This is a genomic window from Calditrichota bacterium (assembly GCA_013112635.1).
Taxonomy (GTDB): Bacteria; Calditrichota; Calditrichia; order Calditrichales; family J004; genus JABFGF01.
In genome coordinates this window covers 431,545-445,893 of sequence record JABFGF010000002.1, presented here as the reverse complement: position 1 = coordinate 445,893, position 14,349 = coordinate 431,545, and the positions used below count along the sequence as shown (strand labels likewise).

The window sequence follows — 14,349 nt, the reverse complement described above, 5'->3', positions numbered from 1 at the left end:
TATGGAAGCCTTTTTAAAAGCCACACAGATTAAAACCCGTTTTTTTACACCAGGTGTAGTCGTTCTTACTTTGTTAATGATAAACGGATTAGTATTTGCAGCTCTCAGGTTCATCTTTGGGATTGGTTCAATAACCAACCTTAATAATCAATACCCGTGGGGAATTTGGATAGGAATTGATGTGGCAGCTGGTGTGGCACTTGCGGCCGGCGGGTTCACCACAGCAGCGTTGGTTCATATTTTCCATAAAGAAGAATTTCATGATATAGTTCGCCCGGCGCTGCTTACTGCCATGCTTGGTTATACATTTGTCGGGCTTGGTGTCTTTTTCGATTTAGGAAGATATTATTTTATATATCATCCTTTGTATATGTGGAATGGAAACTCTGTCTTGTTTGAAGTTGGTATTTGTGTGATGGCTTATATTTCGGTTTTGTATATTGAATTTTTACCTATTATTACGGAACGTTTTATTGGGAAAGTTCACTTAAAAGGTTTTTTAAAAATATTTAATAAAGCCACAGATTCTCTCCTCCGTTTGCTGGACAGGATTATGGATAAAGCGATTTTCTTTTTCCTAATCCTCGGTGTTGTCCTTTCCTGTTTACATCAATCATCGATTGGTACGTTGATGATGATTGCAGGAGACAAAATCCATCCGCTTTGGCAGTCGCCCATTGCTCCATTAATGTATTTGATTTCAGCATTTTCTGTTGGGTTTCCTATGGTGATAATGGAATCACTTATTTCATCAAGATCATTTGGCTTAAAACCTGAAATAAATGTGCTGGCTAAACTTGGCAGATTTGTTGGTCCGATGTTGTTTATTTATCTCGCTTTTAAGTTAGGCGATATGGCAATTCGTGAGACTTATGTTTATTTGAATGAATTAAATGTTGCAAGTGTCATGTGGGTTATTGAAGTGCTCATTGGCATAATTCTTCCTTTGCGTCTTTTCTTGTGGGATAAAGTCCTTAAGTCGCCATTCTGGATATTTGTTGCCTCAAACCTGGTGATATTTGGTGTTTTTATCAATCGCTTTAATAATTTTATTGTAGCCTATACACCCCTTTATGCGAAAGAATCCTACTGGCCAAGTATTGGTGAAATATCCGTAACCCTGGGTTTTATTTCGCTTGAAATTCTCTTATACAGGCTCATTGTTATGATCTTTCCTGTTGTTAGCCAGCCTGTTCAGAAAATTACAAAGAAAACACGTTTTGCACTGAAGGGGGTAATTAAATGAGACTATTTATTTGGCTCTTTATAGTATTGGTTTCATTCTCCTGGTCGCAATCTGGATCGGACAAACATCATTCGCTCGCAGATATCAATTGCAGGGAGTGCCACAGCTGTTCAGAACCAACCCATAAAAATCCTTGTTTAAAACTTTTCCCGGATTTCCGAAGGGATGGAATTACACTGGATCATTCTGCTGATGAAGCTTCAGAACTGTTCGTAATTGATACCTTAATGGATTTATACGAACCGTCTGTTTTTACACATAAGCTTCATGCAGAAATGGCTGCAATGGCCGGTGGGTGTGAATCTTGCCATCACTTTAATCCGCCTGGAAAAATTCTATCATGTGTTAGTTGCCATGAACCAGAAAAAAAATCAGACATAAGTAAACCCGGTTTAAAAGGAGCATATCACCGGCAATGTCTTAATTGTCATCGTGAATGGGGGCATACAACAAAATGCACAATTTGCCATGAAAAGCGTGGAAATATCAGTGAAAGCAAATCCGAGTTTATTGGGAAAAGCCATGAAAAGTTAGTGGTTCCCCAAAAAATAGTATACCAGACAGATGAAGAAGATTACCCGGTCGTAACATTTTTCCATGATGATCACACAGAAAAATTTGGTTTTAAATGTGTTGATTGTCATGCGGGGGAAACATGCAGTCGTTGCCATGATAAAACAAAAGATTCTGTATCGGTAGAAAATGATGAACACGATAATTGTATCAATTGTCATGAGGCTGAAGTAGATGATGATTGTGAAAAGTGCCATGATACAAAAGAAAAAAAGCCCTTTGATCATGCTCGCCATGGTTGGGGTCTAAATGCTTTTCACAAAGAATTAAGTTGCATTAACTGCCATAAAAACAACTCCTTCTCAAATTTAAATAAAGACTGTATTTCTTGTCATAAAAACTGGGAAGATGGAAGCTTTAATCACAAAGTAACAGGTTTGGTACTTGACGAGGACCATATTGATAACGATTGCATAGATTGCCATTTAGACTCCCGCTATGAGGAAAAACCATCATGTAATGAGTGTCATGATGATTACTTTTACCCAAACCGGAAACCCGGGAAAAGAATTAGAGAGTGAGACATGTTTGTAAAAATTGGCTTAAAACTAATCTTTGCTGTTGGAGTAGCAATCACAATAATCATCGGTGTTTTTGCTTTTGTAACAATCCAATCGCAAAGCGAAATATTGTTAGCTGAGATTGAGCATAATAACAGCCAGTTGAGCGAGACTGTGAAAAGCAGTACACGTTTCGATATGCTGCTAAACAATCGCGATCATCTGCATAAAATTATTAATACAGTTGGAAACCAGCCAAGTATTCTTGAAGTGCGCGTTTTTAATAAAGAAGGCGAGGTGATTTATTCTTCAAATCAGAACCATATCGGGTTAATGGTTGATAAGAAAGCGGAAGCCTGTTTTACCTGCCACGCATCAGACGAGCCACTCAAGAAACTTTCCATTGCAGACCGGACCAGGATTTTTACAACGGATTCCTGCCGGGTAATGGGAACGATTAATCCTATTTACAATGAGCCATCGTGCTATGAAGCCCCTTGCCATGCCCATGAACCCGATCAGGCTGTTTTAGGTGTTATCGATATTACCGAAAGTTTATCATCCACTGATCAGAAAATTGAGATCGCAAAACTAAAGATGCTCTTGTTTGCCTGCATAGCAATCCTTTGTATAAGTATTGTCGTCTCATTTTTTGTACGCACCTGGGTTGATAAACCGGTGCGAGAATTAGTAGAAGCTACAAAAAATGTAGGCTCCGGAAACCTGAATTTTATAGTGGTAAACAATAGCGCAGATGAGCTTGGAATTTTGGCCCGTTCTTTTAATAATATGACTAAGAAACTGGCAGAAGCACGACTGCAATTATTTCAATCAGATAAAATGGCCTCGCTTGGAAGGTTGGCAGCCGGTGTTGCTCATGAGATTAATAATCCTTTGACGGGAATTTTAACATACTCCAGTTTTTTGTTAAAACGAACTGCAAACAATTCTGATTTTCATGATGATCTGGAAGTTATAGTTCGTGAAACCAAACGCAGCAGAGAAATCGTAAAAGGTCTTTTAGATTTTGCACGGCAATCGGTGCCAAAGAAAAACAATATTCAAATTACTAATATTGTAGACCGTGCAATTACGGTGGTGGAAAACCAGTTAAGCCTGAACCATATAAAACTGATTAAAAAATATGATGAAAACCTGCCGGATGTTTATATCGATGCAAACCAAATGCAGCAGGTTCTAATAAACCTGATTGTAAATGCCAACCATGCCATTAGTAAAAATGACGGACTTATTTCAATAAGCGCAAAACTGATCAGTTTACCTCCATACGGGATCACTCAAATTAAAAATGCATTATGCCCCAAAGGTCATAATCTGCTAGACCATACTGTAAAAATTAAAAGTATGCCCTCGATAAGATTGCAGGCTCGGGTTAACGAAAAGGAGGGTTATATCAATATTGATCCTATTTATGGAAAAAACCGCAATCATTACGGATTAAAAATAAAAACTAATTCAGCGGTTGAGTTTTCCTGTCCTAAGTGTAATGCATCCTTACTGGACAAAAAGGAAAAATGCCCCAAATGTGGCGGTCCCGTTTACTTCTTTGAAGTTCCCGGAAAAGGGCTTGTGCAAGGTTGTGCTGTAAAAGGGTGCGAATGGCAATACTGGCAATCCATTGAAAACGAAGGCCAGAAAGAATATATCGAGATACGGGTAGAAGATAATGGTTGTGGCATTCCGCAAGAAAACCTGGCCAAGATTTTTGATCCGTTTTTCACAACAAAGGGACAAAAAGGTACTGGTCTTGGGCTGGCGGTAATTTGGGGCATAATAGATAATCATAATGGACGGATTACGGTTGAGAGTGAAATTGACAAGGGAACAACTTTCACTGTCCGTTTGCCAATAGCAAAATCATAAAAAAATTTTAGTTACAAGGAAAAAATGAAAACTAAGCGGATTATTGCCATCGATGATGAAAGAGTAATACTGGATTCCATAGTCAAGCTTTGTTCAGCTGAAGGATGGCATGTGGATGTTGCAGAGGATGCACTTTCCGGATTCAAAATGATTCAATCAAACGTTTACGACTTGATTGTATGTGACATAATGATGCCTGAGATGGATGGATTTGAATTACTGGAAAAACTACGGCAACAAGAAATTAGAATTCCTGTTATTATTACAACCGGGTTTTCTACAGTTGAGAATGCGGTGAAATCATTATATAACGGCGCCATCGACTTTCTACCAAAACCTTTTACTTTTGATGAGTTGATAAGCAGTTTAAAGCGTGGTTTAAATTATGCCAAAATCCAAAAACAGGTTGCTTCATATTTTTTCGATTCAAATAAGAAAAACGCAATGGTTTCTTATATCCCATGCCCACCCAGGTATTTGCGCTTAGGATATTCAACATGGGCTTTTAAAGAAAATGATGGCTCTTTTAAAATTGGTATAACCGATCTTTTTTTAAGAACAATAGAGAATATTAAAAATATTGAAATGCTTGATTTCGATGGGGAGATAATCCAGGGCAATAATTGTTGCCAGATTACCTCGGATAATGAATTAGTGCATAGTGTACTTTCACCGTTAAGCGGAAGAATTATTAAACGAAATGAACATGTTATTGGTGACTTCACGCTGGTTGAGAAAGATCCATATTTTAGAGGTTGGTTATATATCATCGTACCAAGCAATTTGGAGTTTGAATCCAAACACCTGGTTCCATGCAGTTCAGATCGGATTTAATGGATAAAAAAGTGTTAAATAATTGAAATGTTTTGGTCTTGGATTTTAACTGTTTTTTTAGTACTGGAGTATGGTCGATTCAGGATCAAAATAAGAATGCCAATTGACGAAATAACATGCCTAAAATAGGAGGGCATTATGGGAATATTACTTTTAATCGTAGCAGTAGTTTTGTTTATTATTTCGGATCTTGTTATCCGATCAATAATACGCAAAAAGAAAGAAAAGCGTTTACGCAAAGAAAGAGAAGAAATTTTGGCTGTTAACCTTAACCTGGATTTTAGCCATGAAGCCAAAACTTTGAAGCGCGTAGATGTTGATAATCCAATTGCAAAAATTTTAGCGGTGGATGATGAGGAAATAATTCTTAGCAGTTTTAGAAAAATTCTGGTACTTGGAGGATATTCTGTGGACACAGTTGAAACTGGTCAGGAAGCCTTGGGATTAATCCAAAAAAATCACTATGATTTTGTTTTTACGGATTTAAAAATGCCGGCAATGAGTGGAGAGGATGTTTGCAAAAGTGTAAAACATTTAAGACCGGATATTGATGTAATTATTATTACCGGGTATGCATCTGTAGATTCAGCAGTGGAGACGATGAAGTATGGCGCGATGGATTATGTAGAAAAACCATTTACTGAAGATGAATTGCTGGCACTGGTTAAAAAGTTTAATATTAAAAGAGAAGAACGTTTGGCCAAGCAGCTTAAAACCAAAGTAACAATAACACATTCTTTAGAAGATGAATCTAAAAATACAGTCGCTTTTTCAATTCCCGGTGGCGTATTTATTTCCAAAGGCCATTGCTGGGCCACGGTAAATGCCAATGGAAAAGTTGATATTGGAATAGACGATTTTGCTAAAAAAATAATAGGAAAAATTGATAGTATAGATTTCCCGAATCCAGGAATGGAAGTACGACAAGGACAACTGCTGTTTACTGTTAAACAAAAGACACATTCAATTCCATTTAATTCGCCCATTAGTGGAAAAGTGTCAGGAATTAATAAAATTTTATTGGATGATTTGGATCTATTAGATTTTTCCGCTTATGAGAAAAACTCAATTTGTACTATTGAAGCCAGCAACCTGGATGATGAGTTAAAGGATTTAAAAATTGGCCAAACGGCGGTTGAGTTTTTTAATGAGGATATCTCACGTTTACATGATTATGTAAAGAAATCTGTCACATCAACGGCAGATGAAGAAAATGTTCCTGCGGATGGACATTTGTATCTTGGTGAATTAGAAGCTTTAAAGGAGAAGGATTTGAATGCGATAGTTAATGACTTTTTTGTACATCATGAATAAATGATTTTAATTTCATTTACAGGTTGTTAAATGTACATTTAGCCGGTTAAGCAATTTATATTTTTTATAATTCAGATTTAGGTTCCGATGCCAGATCAAAATTTGGGATCGGAATTTATTTATAACAAGCCATGCTAAAAAACGGGAATAAATGTTTTACTTATAGATCATCAAGAAAACTGATTAACAGTTGCCACACCCAATATTAGTTTGTAAATTGCATGATTGAAATATTCAGATTATAAATATAAGGATACATAATGGGCTCTCCGGATATTTTATCCATTTGCATTTCAGCCATAATAACAGTTTTTCTGATTCTTGGTGGATTAGCTGTTTCGATTCAAATAATAACCCGCTTTTTTCCTTTCAGACAATTAAAAGAAGACACAACAATTTATGCAGCAATCACAACAAGTCACGCTGCAATTTATCCCGGAACAAAAATCACTAAGATTGAGGAAATAAAATGATCTATACCCAATCAGGAAAAAAAATAAATGTAATGTTTACGCCTTTCAGAGATGGCTTACAAAGTTCATTTGGAGGCAAAGTAAGACTAAATGATTATTTACCTGCAATGAAAGCATCCGTTGATGCAGGCATCAGACATATTGAATTTGGTGGTGGAGCAAGATACCAGGCACCTTATTTTTATTTAGGTGAAAATCCGTTTGAAACAATGCAGGCAATGCGTGATGCCGTCGGCCCAGATGTTGAACTTCAAATTTTAACACGGTCGGTTTCCGGCGTAACATTAACGACTCAATCAATGCCGGGTCTTGATTTACAAGCAAAGTTAATGCATAAATATGGCACGACCTATGATCGAAATTTTGATTATATGAATGATGTCGAAAACCTGATTAAAACGGGTAAGCCCATAATCGATTCAGGGATGCATCACCAGGTTTGTATTGCTATTATGGGACTGCCATTTAAATCGGAAAAGGTGCATACGGCAGATTTTTATATTGATATTGGTAAGCGGCTGTTAGAAAGTGGCATGCAAATAGACAGTATTTGCCTTAAAGATGCCAGTGGTACAACGGATCCCAAAACTATTTATGATACGGTTGTTGGTCTTAAGAAAATTATGCCTCCCGAAATGCCCTTGTGGCAACATACACACGACACCGCAAGTATGGCTGTTGCTTGTTATATGGCAGGTATAGCAGGTGGTGTTGATGGAGTTGATGTATCAATCCGGCCAATGGCCAGCGGAACTGTTCAACCAGATATCCGCTCTTTGGACCATGCCTTAAAAGGAACAGGATACTCACTTGATGTAGATGTGTCAAAAATTCATGGGATAGAAGATATTTTAAACGAAGGCTTAAAAGATTATAATTTTAACCCAACAACAACCACAGCTGATGCACGTGTTCTTGGTTTTCCAATGCCTGGAGGCGCAATAGGTCCAAATGTTCACATGATGGTAAAAGCAGGAATTTTAAGCAAATACAGCGATGTGCTTGCCGAGTTTCCTGTTGTTGTTGAAGCAGGTGGTGCCTGGACAAGTGTTACCCCCGGAAGCCAGCAATACTGGTTACAAGCTTTCAATAATGTGATGTATGGACGCTGGAATAAAATTGAATCGGGTTATGGCCGCGCGGTACTCGGCTATTTTGGTAAAACACCTTTATCACCGGATCCGAAGGTTGTTGAAGCAGCATCCAAGCAACTTGAACTACCTGTATTTGAAGGTGATCCGCTCGAAGCAGCCGCAAATAATGTTAAGCCGGCACAGGATGCATTGAAAGAAAGAGACCTTGAAGTAAATGATGTTAACACTTTTCTTGTACTGGCGGCAATGGTCCCCGGCAAGAAAATTGAAGTAAATGAAGGTATCCGGTTTCTGACAGGAAAAGGTAAAATTGATATTCCTTTGAAAAAGAAAGAAGAAGCTAAACCTGTAGCACAACCACAAATTGCCCCAGCCGCTCCGGTACCTGCTACCAGCCCGGTTAAAACAAAATGTGTTATTGAAGAAAATGGCAAATCACGCACTTTTATGGTTACGCTGGAACCAATGACCAAAAATGGGAATAATAAGCCAACTGTGGTTAAAGCTCGAAAAGAAGAACCTGTTGTAGACGGCAAACCTGTTTTTTCAACTTTTGCCGGAACGGTTGATGTTGTTGATATTCTCGTCAAAGCGGGAGACTCTGTTCAGGAAGGGCAGGTTGTAGCACAGATAGAGGCAATGAAAGCTAAGCATGATATTAAATCTCAGGTTTCTGGAACAGTCGAAGCTGTTTTTATTCAAATCGGTGATGAAATTGATTCTACTCAACCGATTTTAACAATTGCATAAAGGTTTAATAAAATGGATGCTTTAATTAATCTTTTAAGTCAATCCGGCTTTGCCCATATGCTTTGGGGAAACTGGGTAATGTTTGCGATAGCGGGCATTCTGATATTTTTGGCTATTACCAAAGAGTATGAACCTTTATTGTTGATCCCTATTGGTTTTGGTATACTGGTTGCGAACCTGCCTTTGGCAGAGATGGGTTCAAATGACAATGGAATTATTTCCCTTATTTATAAAGCGGGGATTAAAACAGAACTGCTTCCTCCAATAATCTTTTTAGGTGTTGGTGTGCTTACCGATTTCCGGCCTTTATTGGGCAGGCCTCTAACTTTTTTGTTGGGTGCTGCTGCACAGGTTGGGATTTTTGTTGCTGCTATTGGTGCTTTTTATTTGTTTGGATTTAATCTAAAAGAAGCAGCCGTTATTGGTATTATTGGTGGCGCTGATGGACCTACATCAATATTTCTGGCAAGCAAACTTGCCCCTCATTTATTGGGCCCGGTGGCATTGGCAGCCTATAGTTATATGTCGCTTGTTCCAATTATTCAACCGCCAATTATACGCATGTTAACCACCAAAAAAGAAAGATTGATTGACATGCCACAGGCCAGGCCGGTTTCTAAAACGGCTATATTGATTTTCCCAATATTCACCGGAGTTGTTGCATCATTGGCAATTCCATCAAGCGCCCCGTTAATTGGTATGTTGATGTTTGGTAATTTAATCCGTGAAAGTGGTGTAACCGAACGTCTTAAAAAAACAGCCGGTGGCCCAATGATCGATATTGTTACAATCTTTTTAGGGCTTACTGTTGGGGCGACTATGGATGCCGGACGCTTTTTAACAGCTCAGACACTTATGATTTTGGCAATGGGTGCGGTTGCATTTACGGTTAGTACAATGGGTGGAGTGGTTTTTGCAAAATTTATTAATCTGTTTTTGAAAAAAGGTAGAAAAATAAATCCCTGTATTGGAGCCGCAGGTGTTTCTGCAGTACCAATGGCAGCAAGAGTTGTGCAGACTTTTGTTTCAGAAGAAACCGATGGACGGGTTAATCCGCTTATGGCGGCAATGGGGCCAAATGTTGCAGGTGTGATTGGGTCAGCAGTTGCAGCGGGGGTTTTCCTAAGTTTACTTTTTTAATTACATCCATAACGAGCAATTAAATAACAAATATTTCTCTTAGTTTCAAAAGGAGTTAAAAATGATTGAAGTCGCTTTTACATATGATTTTCTGGCAGGAATAGATGAAAATGCTTATGCCAGGCTGGCACGCAAAGCAACTAATATGATGGTGTCAGCAGATGGTTTTATAGAGTTTCATGCTCAGCGCAATATGATGGGTTCTCCTCACGTACGTAGAACTTCTGTTTGGAAAAGCCTGGCACATTATGCAGCCTTGGCCCAGGAACCGGAGTTTCAAAAAATTACAGCAGAGTTCCGTACTTTTGTAAAGAACCTTGATGTTGTTATTTGGGGGCCTTCCCCATTACTACCTGATCCTATCAGGCATATCGAAGAATAATTTTTTTTATTATATACGCAGGCTTTTGCCTGCGTTTTTTATTTATTTTTCCTACTTCCAATTATCTACTTTTTCTGTTAACTTCAAACCACATTTAAATTTATGAGGAACGGATGCCTTTATTAGAAATAGGCTTGTTTATTTTCGGACTAATTATTGGGGTTATCACAACCGCACTAATTTACTCGCGTCAGCAAAAATCGGTAAAAGAATTTGCAGGTGAATTAGCCCGTCAATCACAACTGGAGAAAATTCAGGAACTTGAAAAAATAATTAGTCAACTGCGTGAATCGTTTTCAGCTTTGTCGATGGACGTGCTAAGCAAATCGACCAATGAGTTTTTAAAACTTGCCAATCAAAAATTCCAGGATCAATCGCGCCGCAGTGAAGAAAATCTGCAAGGTAAAAAGGCATTGATTGACCAAACACTGACAGGAATGAAATCGGAGCTAAACAAAGTTCAGGAGCTTGTTGGTAAAATAGAAAATGAACGAAAAGAAAGTTATGGCCAGCTAAGTGAACAGTTAAAAAACTCCGTTGAGCAAACACGCCATTTGCAGGATACAACCAATAAACTGAATAATGCCCTGAGTGATTCGCAAAGAAGGGGCCAATGGGGCGAACGTATGGCTGAGGATGTGCTGCGGATGGCAGGATTGATTGAGGGGATAAATTATCGTAAACAAAAAAGCCTGGAAAACTCCAGCTCACGTCCGGATTTTACATTTCTACTCCCACATGATCTGATTGTAAATATGGATGTCAAGTTTCCACTTAGCAATTACTTATCTTACCTGGAAACAAATAATGACCTTGAAAGAAATCAATTTAAAAACCAGTTTTTAAAAGATGTGCGGCAAAGGATAAAAGACGTAGTTACCCGTGATTATATAAATCCTGCAAACAACACTGTGGATTATATGATTGTGTTTATCCCCAATGAGCAAGTGTATGCTTTTATAAATGAACATGACCAGGGTCTGTTGGATGATGCATTGAAAAATAAAGTAATCCTCAGCTCACCTGTTACGCTTTATGCAATTCTTGCAGTAATCCGCCAGGCAGTAGAAAACTTTAATCTGGAACAGACGGCTGCTCAAATTCTGGATTTGCTTTCTGATTTCAATAAACAATGGGATAAATTTAAAGAGAAGATGGATAGTATGGGCCGCAAAATAGAAATGGCCCAAAAAGAGTTTTTTGAATTAAATACAGTGCGCAGCAATCAACTTGAAAAGCCCTTACAAAAAATTGACTCTATCCGGACGGAAACAAACTCATTTTTACCGGATACCACGTTTGAATAAACTATCAAGGCTGTAAGTTTATACGAACAACCTTGATAGAGTAAAATACTAATTTTGTGTCAGGAGTAGTTTTCTTCTACATAGTAAACGAAACAGCTTGCCATTTTATCATGCCACATTTGGTTATCTTTGTCCCAAAAAGCATTTAGATAGCCAATATAACAAACCATTCCTGAAATCCAGCGACCAATAATTTCCCTCAAAGCCGCACTTCCAACGCCAATCGGTTGTAAATCTCCAGAAAGAACGGCAATGTTTAAAAATTTCCTGCCAAGAGATTGACCGGTTTTTCCCATGCGTACAATTGTATTCCAGATTCCGAAAACAATAGCGCCAAGAATCGTTGCAAAAAATACAATAAGTGCAAACATTGGTGGTTCAACACCTTCCTCCAGCATTGGCATGATTACAAAAATCGGAATATAAAACGGAATCATAATTAAACCGTCGATTAGTATTGCTCCAAATCGGGTGAGTATATTTGCATACTCCGGTTTCTTTTGAATCTGTTCTTCCATAAGCACCTCCTAAGGTTGAGTAGTAAAGTTTATTAATAGACGAATTATCCAAATTGAGATAAAGATGGCCGCTACAAATTTAAAGGAAAATAGCTGAGGAACTTTCACTGAGTTTTTTATAGCCAGGTTTTTAAAATAATCTGTTTTATTAGTAATTATTACTGACAAAAAATAGAAAACTGTAAGGAACCCCATTGGGTGGTAAACAATGCTTTTTAAAAATTCGAAATGTAGAAAAGAGGTCATACTACGAGTCATCCCACAAGCAGGGCAAGGTATGCCGGATAAGTTTTTAAACCAGCACACAGACAATCCAAACCCATCGGATGGTAAAAGGAAAAGTATTATTAACCCAATTATCGCAGGTCCACGATATTTAAAATACTTTGCTTGGGCCGAAAAGGGTAATTGAAGTTTTTTTGAAATGTTTTCCAAAAGGCCTTTCTTGTATTTCTCTAATTAAGATCAGTTTTGATAAAATCAATTATAACCACAAGACCGTTGTTTAAAAGGTGCAAAAGTATACCCGGCAAAACCGATCTTGATTCTTCATAAAGCTTTGCAATTAAATATCCAAGAATAAAAATGTAAAAAGGAACGGGTTCTCCAAAAACAAAGCTAACAAAAAAAACATGGGCGCTGGCAAATAACATTGCATTTACAACAAGACGTTCTTTTTTTCTCTTAAATACCGGGATCATCGCAGAATAAAGATAGCCTCTAAATACTAACTCTTCACAAACGGGAGCCATTATTACAGTAACAAAAACCGCTAACACATTCATTATAACAGAGTTTTCGTCAATATAAAACTCGGGTTCAGGGAAAATAAAAGAAAGAGTTAAAACAGCTAAAGCAGCTCCTCCAAAATATTTAATGGTTTGGATAAAATATTTTCTTAAGAAATCAAAGTTGAAATTATAAAAAATATGTGCTGATAAGTTTTGCAATGAAAAACTAAAACCAACTAAAATAACGGACGCAATATACCAGCCGATTGAAAAAAGATCTAAATGTAAATAGTATTTGGGTGGATAAGAATCCACATTCCATCCATAAACCTGTAATGAATAAATAACCTGAATTATTTGCATTGAAATAATCAAAATAAATATTAACCAGAATGCAGTTTTAAAAGATGGATATTTCATTGACTGATTCACAATTGAATAGTGTGGGTCGATAGGGCGTTCCTCTCTGGATCCATTATTAATAAGGCTAAAGATATGTAACAATAGTGACTATAAAGATTTTTTAGCGGTAGTAAAACAACCTTGTTAGGATAGAAAAAATTTGTTTTTAAATCAAGAAAGAAGAGCAATTTTCTTGCTTATTTTGTGTAAGCTCAAAAAAAAATTGACTGTTTTATTTTCATTACATATGTTCTAATCCATCTTACGACTTTTAGTGTTTGTTGTTTTATTTATAGCTTCTGTTACGTCATAACCATAAAAATAACTAAAAAAATCATAAATCAAGAATGCCGCTATTATGGAAAAATATTTCAGATTTAAGAGTCTTATATATGTATTATTGGGGGTTTCTTTTTTATTTGGACAAGATACTGGCGAGTCTTTATTCAAAAGAGTATGCGTTGCATGTCACACAATTGGCCAGGGAAAATTAATAGGCCCTGACTTAGCAGATGTGCATAACAGACGTTCTGAAGAATGGATTATCAAGTTTGTACAATCGTCACAGAGTGTCATTAAAAGTGGCGACCCGGTTGCTACAGCCTTGTTTGAAGAATATAATAAAATTCCCATGCCCGATAATCCCTTTAGCGTTGCTGAAGTTCGCTCTATAATTTCATATATTGCGGCTAATAGTCCCGGCGGGCCGGGAGAAGGAATTAGTCCTATCTCAAACACTACCGAAGAAGAAATTATTGGGGACAGTCGAAATGGCGAAAAACTTTTCGAAGGGGATATCAGATTTACAAACAATGGCCCAAACTGTATCATTTGTCATCATGTAAAAAATGACAATGTGACTGCGGGTGCCTCTTTAGCCATTGATTTAACAGATGTAAATACCCGTTTAAAAGAAGCCGGAGTCCAGGCTATTCTTGGAAACCCTCCTTTTCCGGCTATGAGCCAGGCCTATAAAAATAATCCCTTAACAAAAACTGAAATTGCTAACCTGGGTGCTTTTCTAAAGCAAGTAGATGAAGTAAAAGATTCACAAAAAGTTAAGAGATATGGCTTTAGATTACTTTTTTGGGGACTTGGCGGAGCCGTATTTTTATTATTTGTTTTTGGTGGTCTTTGGGGAAGCAGAAAGAAAAAAAGCGTTAATCATGAAATTTATGAACGGCAAATTAAATCAATTTAA

General features: G+C 37.4%; 14 protein-coding genes. 11 read left to right on the top strand and 3 right to left on the bottom strand.

Annotation, left to right across the window (positions count from 1 at the left end):
• Position 1: 1 nt before the first annotated feature.
• From hybB to rmuC, 10 genes are all read left to right on the top strand, one after another.
• Positions 2-1,246: a Ni/Fe-hydrogenase cytochrome b subunit gene (gene hybB, locus HND50_07160; protein ID NOG44992.1), complete on the top strand. Its 1,245-nt coding sequence runs from the start codon at positions 2-4 to the stop codon at positions 1,244-1,246.
• Positions 1,243-2,340 carry a hypothetical protein gene (locus HND50_07155; GenBank protein NOG44991.1) on the top strand — a complete coding sequence of 366 codons (1,098 nt, stop codon included), beginning with the start codon at positions 1,243-1,245 and terminating at the stop codon, positions 2,338-2,340. Before hybB ends, HND50_07155 begins: the two co-directional genes overlap by 4 nt.
• A 312-nt stretch (positions 2,341-2,652) precedes the next feature.
• Complete coding sequence (locus tag HND50_07150; protein ID NOG44990.1) at positions 2,653-4,203, top strand: HAMP domain-containing protein; 1,551 nt, start codon at positions 2,653-2,655, stop codon at positions 4,201-4,203.
• Positions 4,204-4,227: 24 nt separating this feature from the next.
• Positions 4,228-5,037 carry a response regulator gene (locus tag HND50_07145; GenBank protein ID NOG44989.1) on the top strand — a complete coding sequence of 270 codons (810 nt, stop codon included), beginning with the start codon at positions 4,228-4,230 and terminating at the stop codon, positions 5,035-5,037.
• A 138-nt stretch (positions 5,038-5,175) separates the two neighbouring features.
• Positions 5,176-6,351 (top strand): response regulator, encoded by a 1,176-nt coding sequence (locus HND50_07140; protein NOG44988.1) that lies wholly within the window; start codon positions 5,176-5,178, stop codon positions 6,349-6,351.
• A gap of 260 nt (positions 6,352-6,611) precedes the next feature.
• Positions 6,612-6,824 carry a hypothetical protein gene (locus tag HND50_07135; protein NOG44987.1) on the top strand — a complete coding sequence of 71 codons (213 nt, stop codon included), beginning with the start codon at positions 6,612-6,614 and terminating at the stop codon, positions 6,822-6,824.
• Entirely contained in the window at positions 6,821-8,668 is a 1,848-nt protein-coding gene (locus tag HND50_07130; protein ID NOG44986.1) for a biotin attachment protein, read from the top strand. The genes HND50_07135 and HND50_07130 overlap by 4 nt, the downstream gene beginning before the upstream one ends.
• 12 nt (positions 8,669-8,680) lie before the next feature.
• The gene (locus tag HND50_07125; protein ID NOG44985.1) at positions 8,681-9,808 is read left to right on the top strand and encodes a sodium ion-translocating decarboxylase subunit beta; all 1,128 of its coding nucleotides are present in this window, start codon (positions 8,681-8,683) and stop codon (positions 9,806-9,808) included.
• Between the two features lie 61 nt (positions 9,809-9,869).
• Positions 9,870-10,190, top strand: coding sequence for a hypothetical protein (locus HND50_07120; GenBank protein ID NOG44984.1), 321 nt, complete (start codon positions 9,870-9,872; stop codon positions 10,188-10,190).
• 113 nt (positions 10,191-10,303) lie between these two features.
• Positions 10,304-11,497 carry a DNA recombination protein RmuC gene (rmuC, locus tag HND50_07115; GenBank protein NOG44983.1) on the top strand — a complete coding sequence of 398 codons (1,194 nt, stop codon included), beginning with the start codon at positions 10,304-10,306 and terminating at the stop codon, positions 11,495-11,497.
• Between the two features lie 59 nt (positions 11,498-11,556).
• Here rmuC and HND50_07110 read toward each other — a convergent pair whose 3' ends face one another.
• From HND50_07110 to HND50_07100, 3 genes are read right to left on the bottom strand one after another with little or no spacing between them, the layout of a single operon-like run.
• On the bottom strand, positions 11,557-12,015 hold the full coding sequence (locus HND50_07110; protein NOG44982.1) for an RDD family protein: 459 nt from the start codon (positions 12,013-12,015) through the stop codon (positions 11,557-11,559).
• 9 nt (positions 12,016-12,024) lie between these two features.
• Positions 12,025-12,450: a DUF2752 domain-containing protein gene (locus tag HND50_07105; GenBank protein ID NOG44981.1), complete on the bottom strand. Its 426-nt coding sequence runs from the start codon at positions 12,448-12,450 to the stop codon at positions 12,025-12,027.
• A gap of 20 nt (positions 12,451-12,470) precedes the next feature.
• Complete coding sequence (locus HND50_07100) at positions 12,471-13,166, bottom strand: CPBP family intramembrane metalloprotease (protein ID NOG44980.1); 696 nt, start codon at positions 13,164-13,166, stop codon at positions 12,471-12,473.
• Positions 13,167-13,506: 340 nt separating this feature from the next.
• On the opposite strand from HND50_07100, the gene HND50_07095 reads away from it, so the two are divergent.
• A complete protein-coding gene (locus tag HND50_07095) occupies positions 13,507-14,349 on the top strand; it encodes a cytochrome c (GenBank protein ID NOG44979.1) in 843 nt (280 codons plus the stop codon).

Excerpts from the sequence above, each read along its gene's own strand:
- hybB (NOG44992.1), top strand. The coding sequence starts at position 2 with ATGGAAGCCTTTTTAAAAGCCACACAGATTAAAACCCGTTTTTTTACA.
- HND50_07155 (NOG44991.1), top strand. The coding sequence starts at position 1,243 with ATGAGACTATTTATTTGGCTCTTTATAGTATTGGTTTCATTCTCCTGG.
- HND50_07150 (NOG44990.1), top strand. The coding sequence starts at position 2,653 with ATGGTTGATAAGAAAGCGGAAGCCTGTTTTACCTGCCACGCATCAGAC.
- HND50_07145 (NOG44989.1), top strand. The coding sequence starts at position 4,228 with ATGAAAACTAAGCGGATTATTGCCATCGATGATGAAAGAGTAATACTG.
- HND50_07140 (NOG44988.1), top strand. The coding sequence starts at position 5,176 with ATGGGAATATTACTTTTAATCGTAGCAGTAGTTTTGTTTATTATTTCG.
- HND50_07135 (NOG44987.1), top strand. The coding sequence starts at position 6,612 with ATGGGCTCTCCGGATATTTTATCCATTTGCATTTCAGCCATAATAACA.
- HND50_07130 (NOG44986.1), top strand. The coding sequence starts at position 6,821 with ATGATCTATACCCAATCAGGAAAAAAAATAAATGTAATGTTTACGCCT.
- HND50_07125 (NOG44985.1), top strand. The coding sequence starts at position 8,681 with ATGGATGCTTTAATTAATCTTTTAAGTCAATCCGGCTTTGCCCATATG.
- HND50_07120 (NOG44984.1), top strand. The coding sequence starts at position 9,870 with ATGATTGAAGTCGCTTTTACATATGATTTTCTGGCAGGAATAGATGAA.
- rmuC (NOG44983.1), top strand. The coding sequence starts at position 10,304 with ATGCCTTTATTAGAAATAGGCTTGTTTATTTTCGGACTAATTATTGGG.
- HND50_07110 (NOG44982.1), bottom strand. The coding sequence starts at position 12,015 with ATGGAAGAACAGATTCAAAAGAAACCGGAGTATGCAAATATACTCACC.
- HND50_07100 (NOG44980.1), bottom strand. The coding sequence starts at position 13,166 with ATGAAATATCCATCTTTTAAAACTGCATTCTGGTTAATATTTATTTTG.
- HND50_07095 (NOG44979.1), top strand. The coding sequence starts at position 13,507 with ATGGAAAAATATTTCAGATTTAAGAGTCTTATATATGTATTATTGGGG.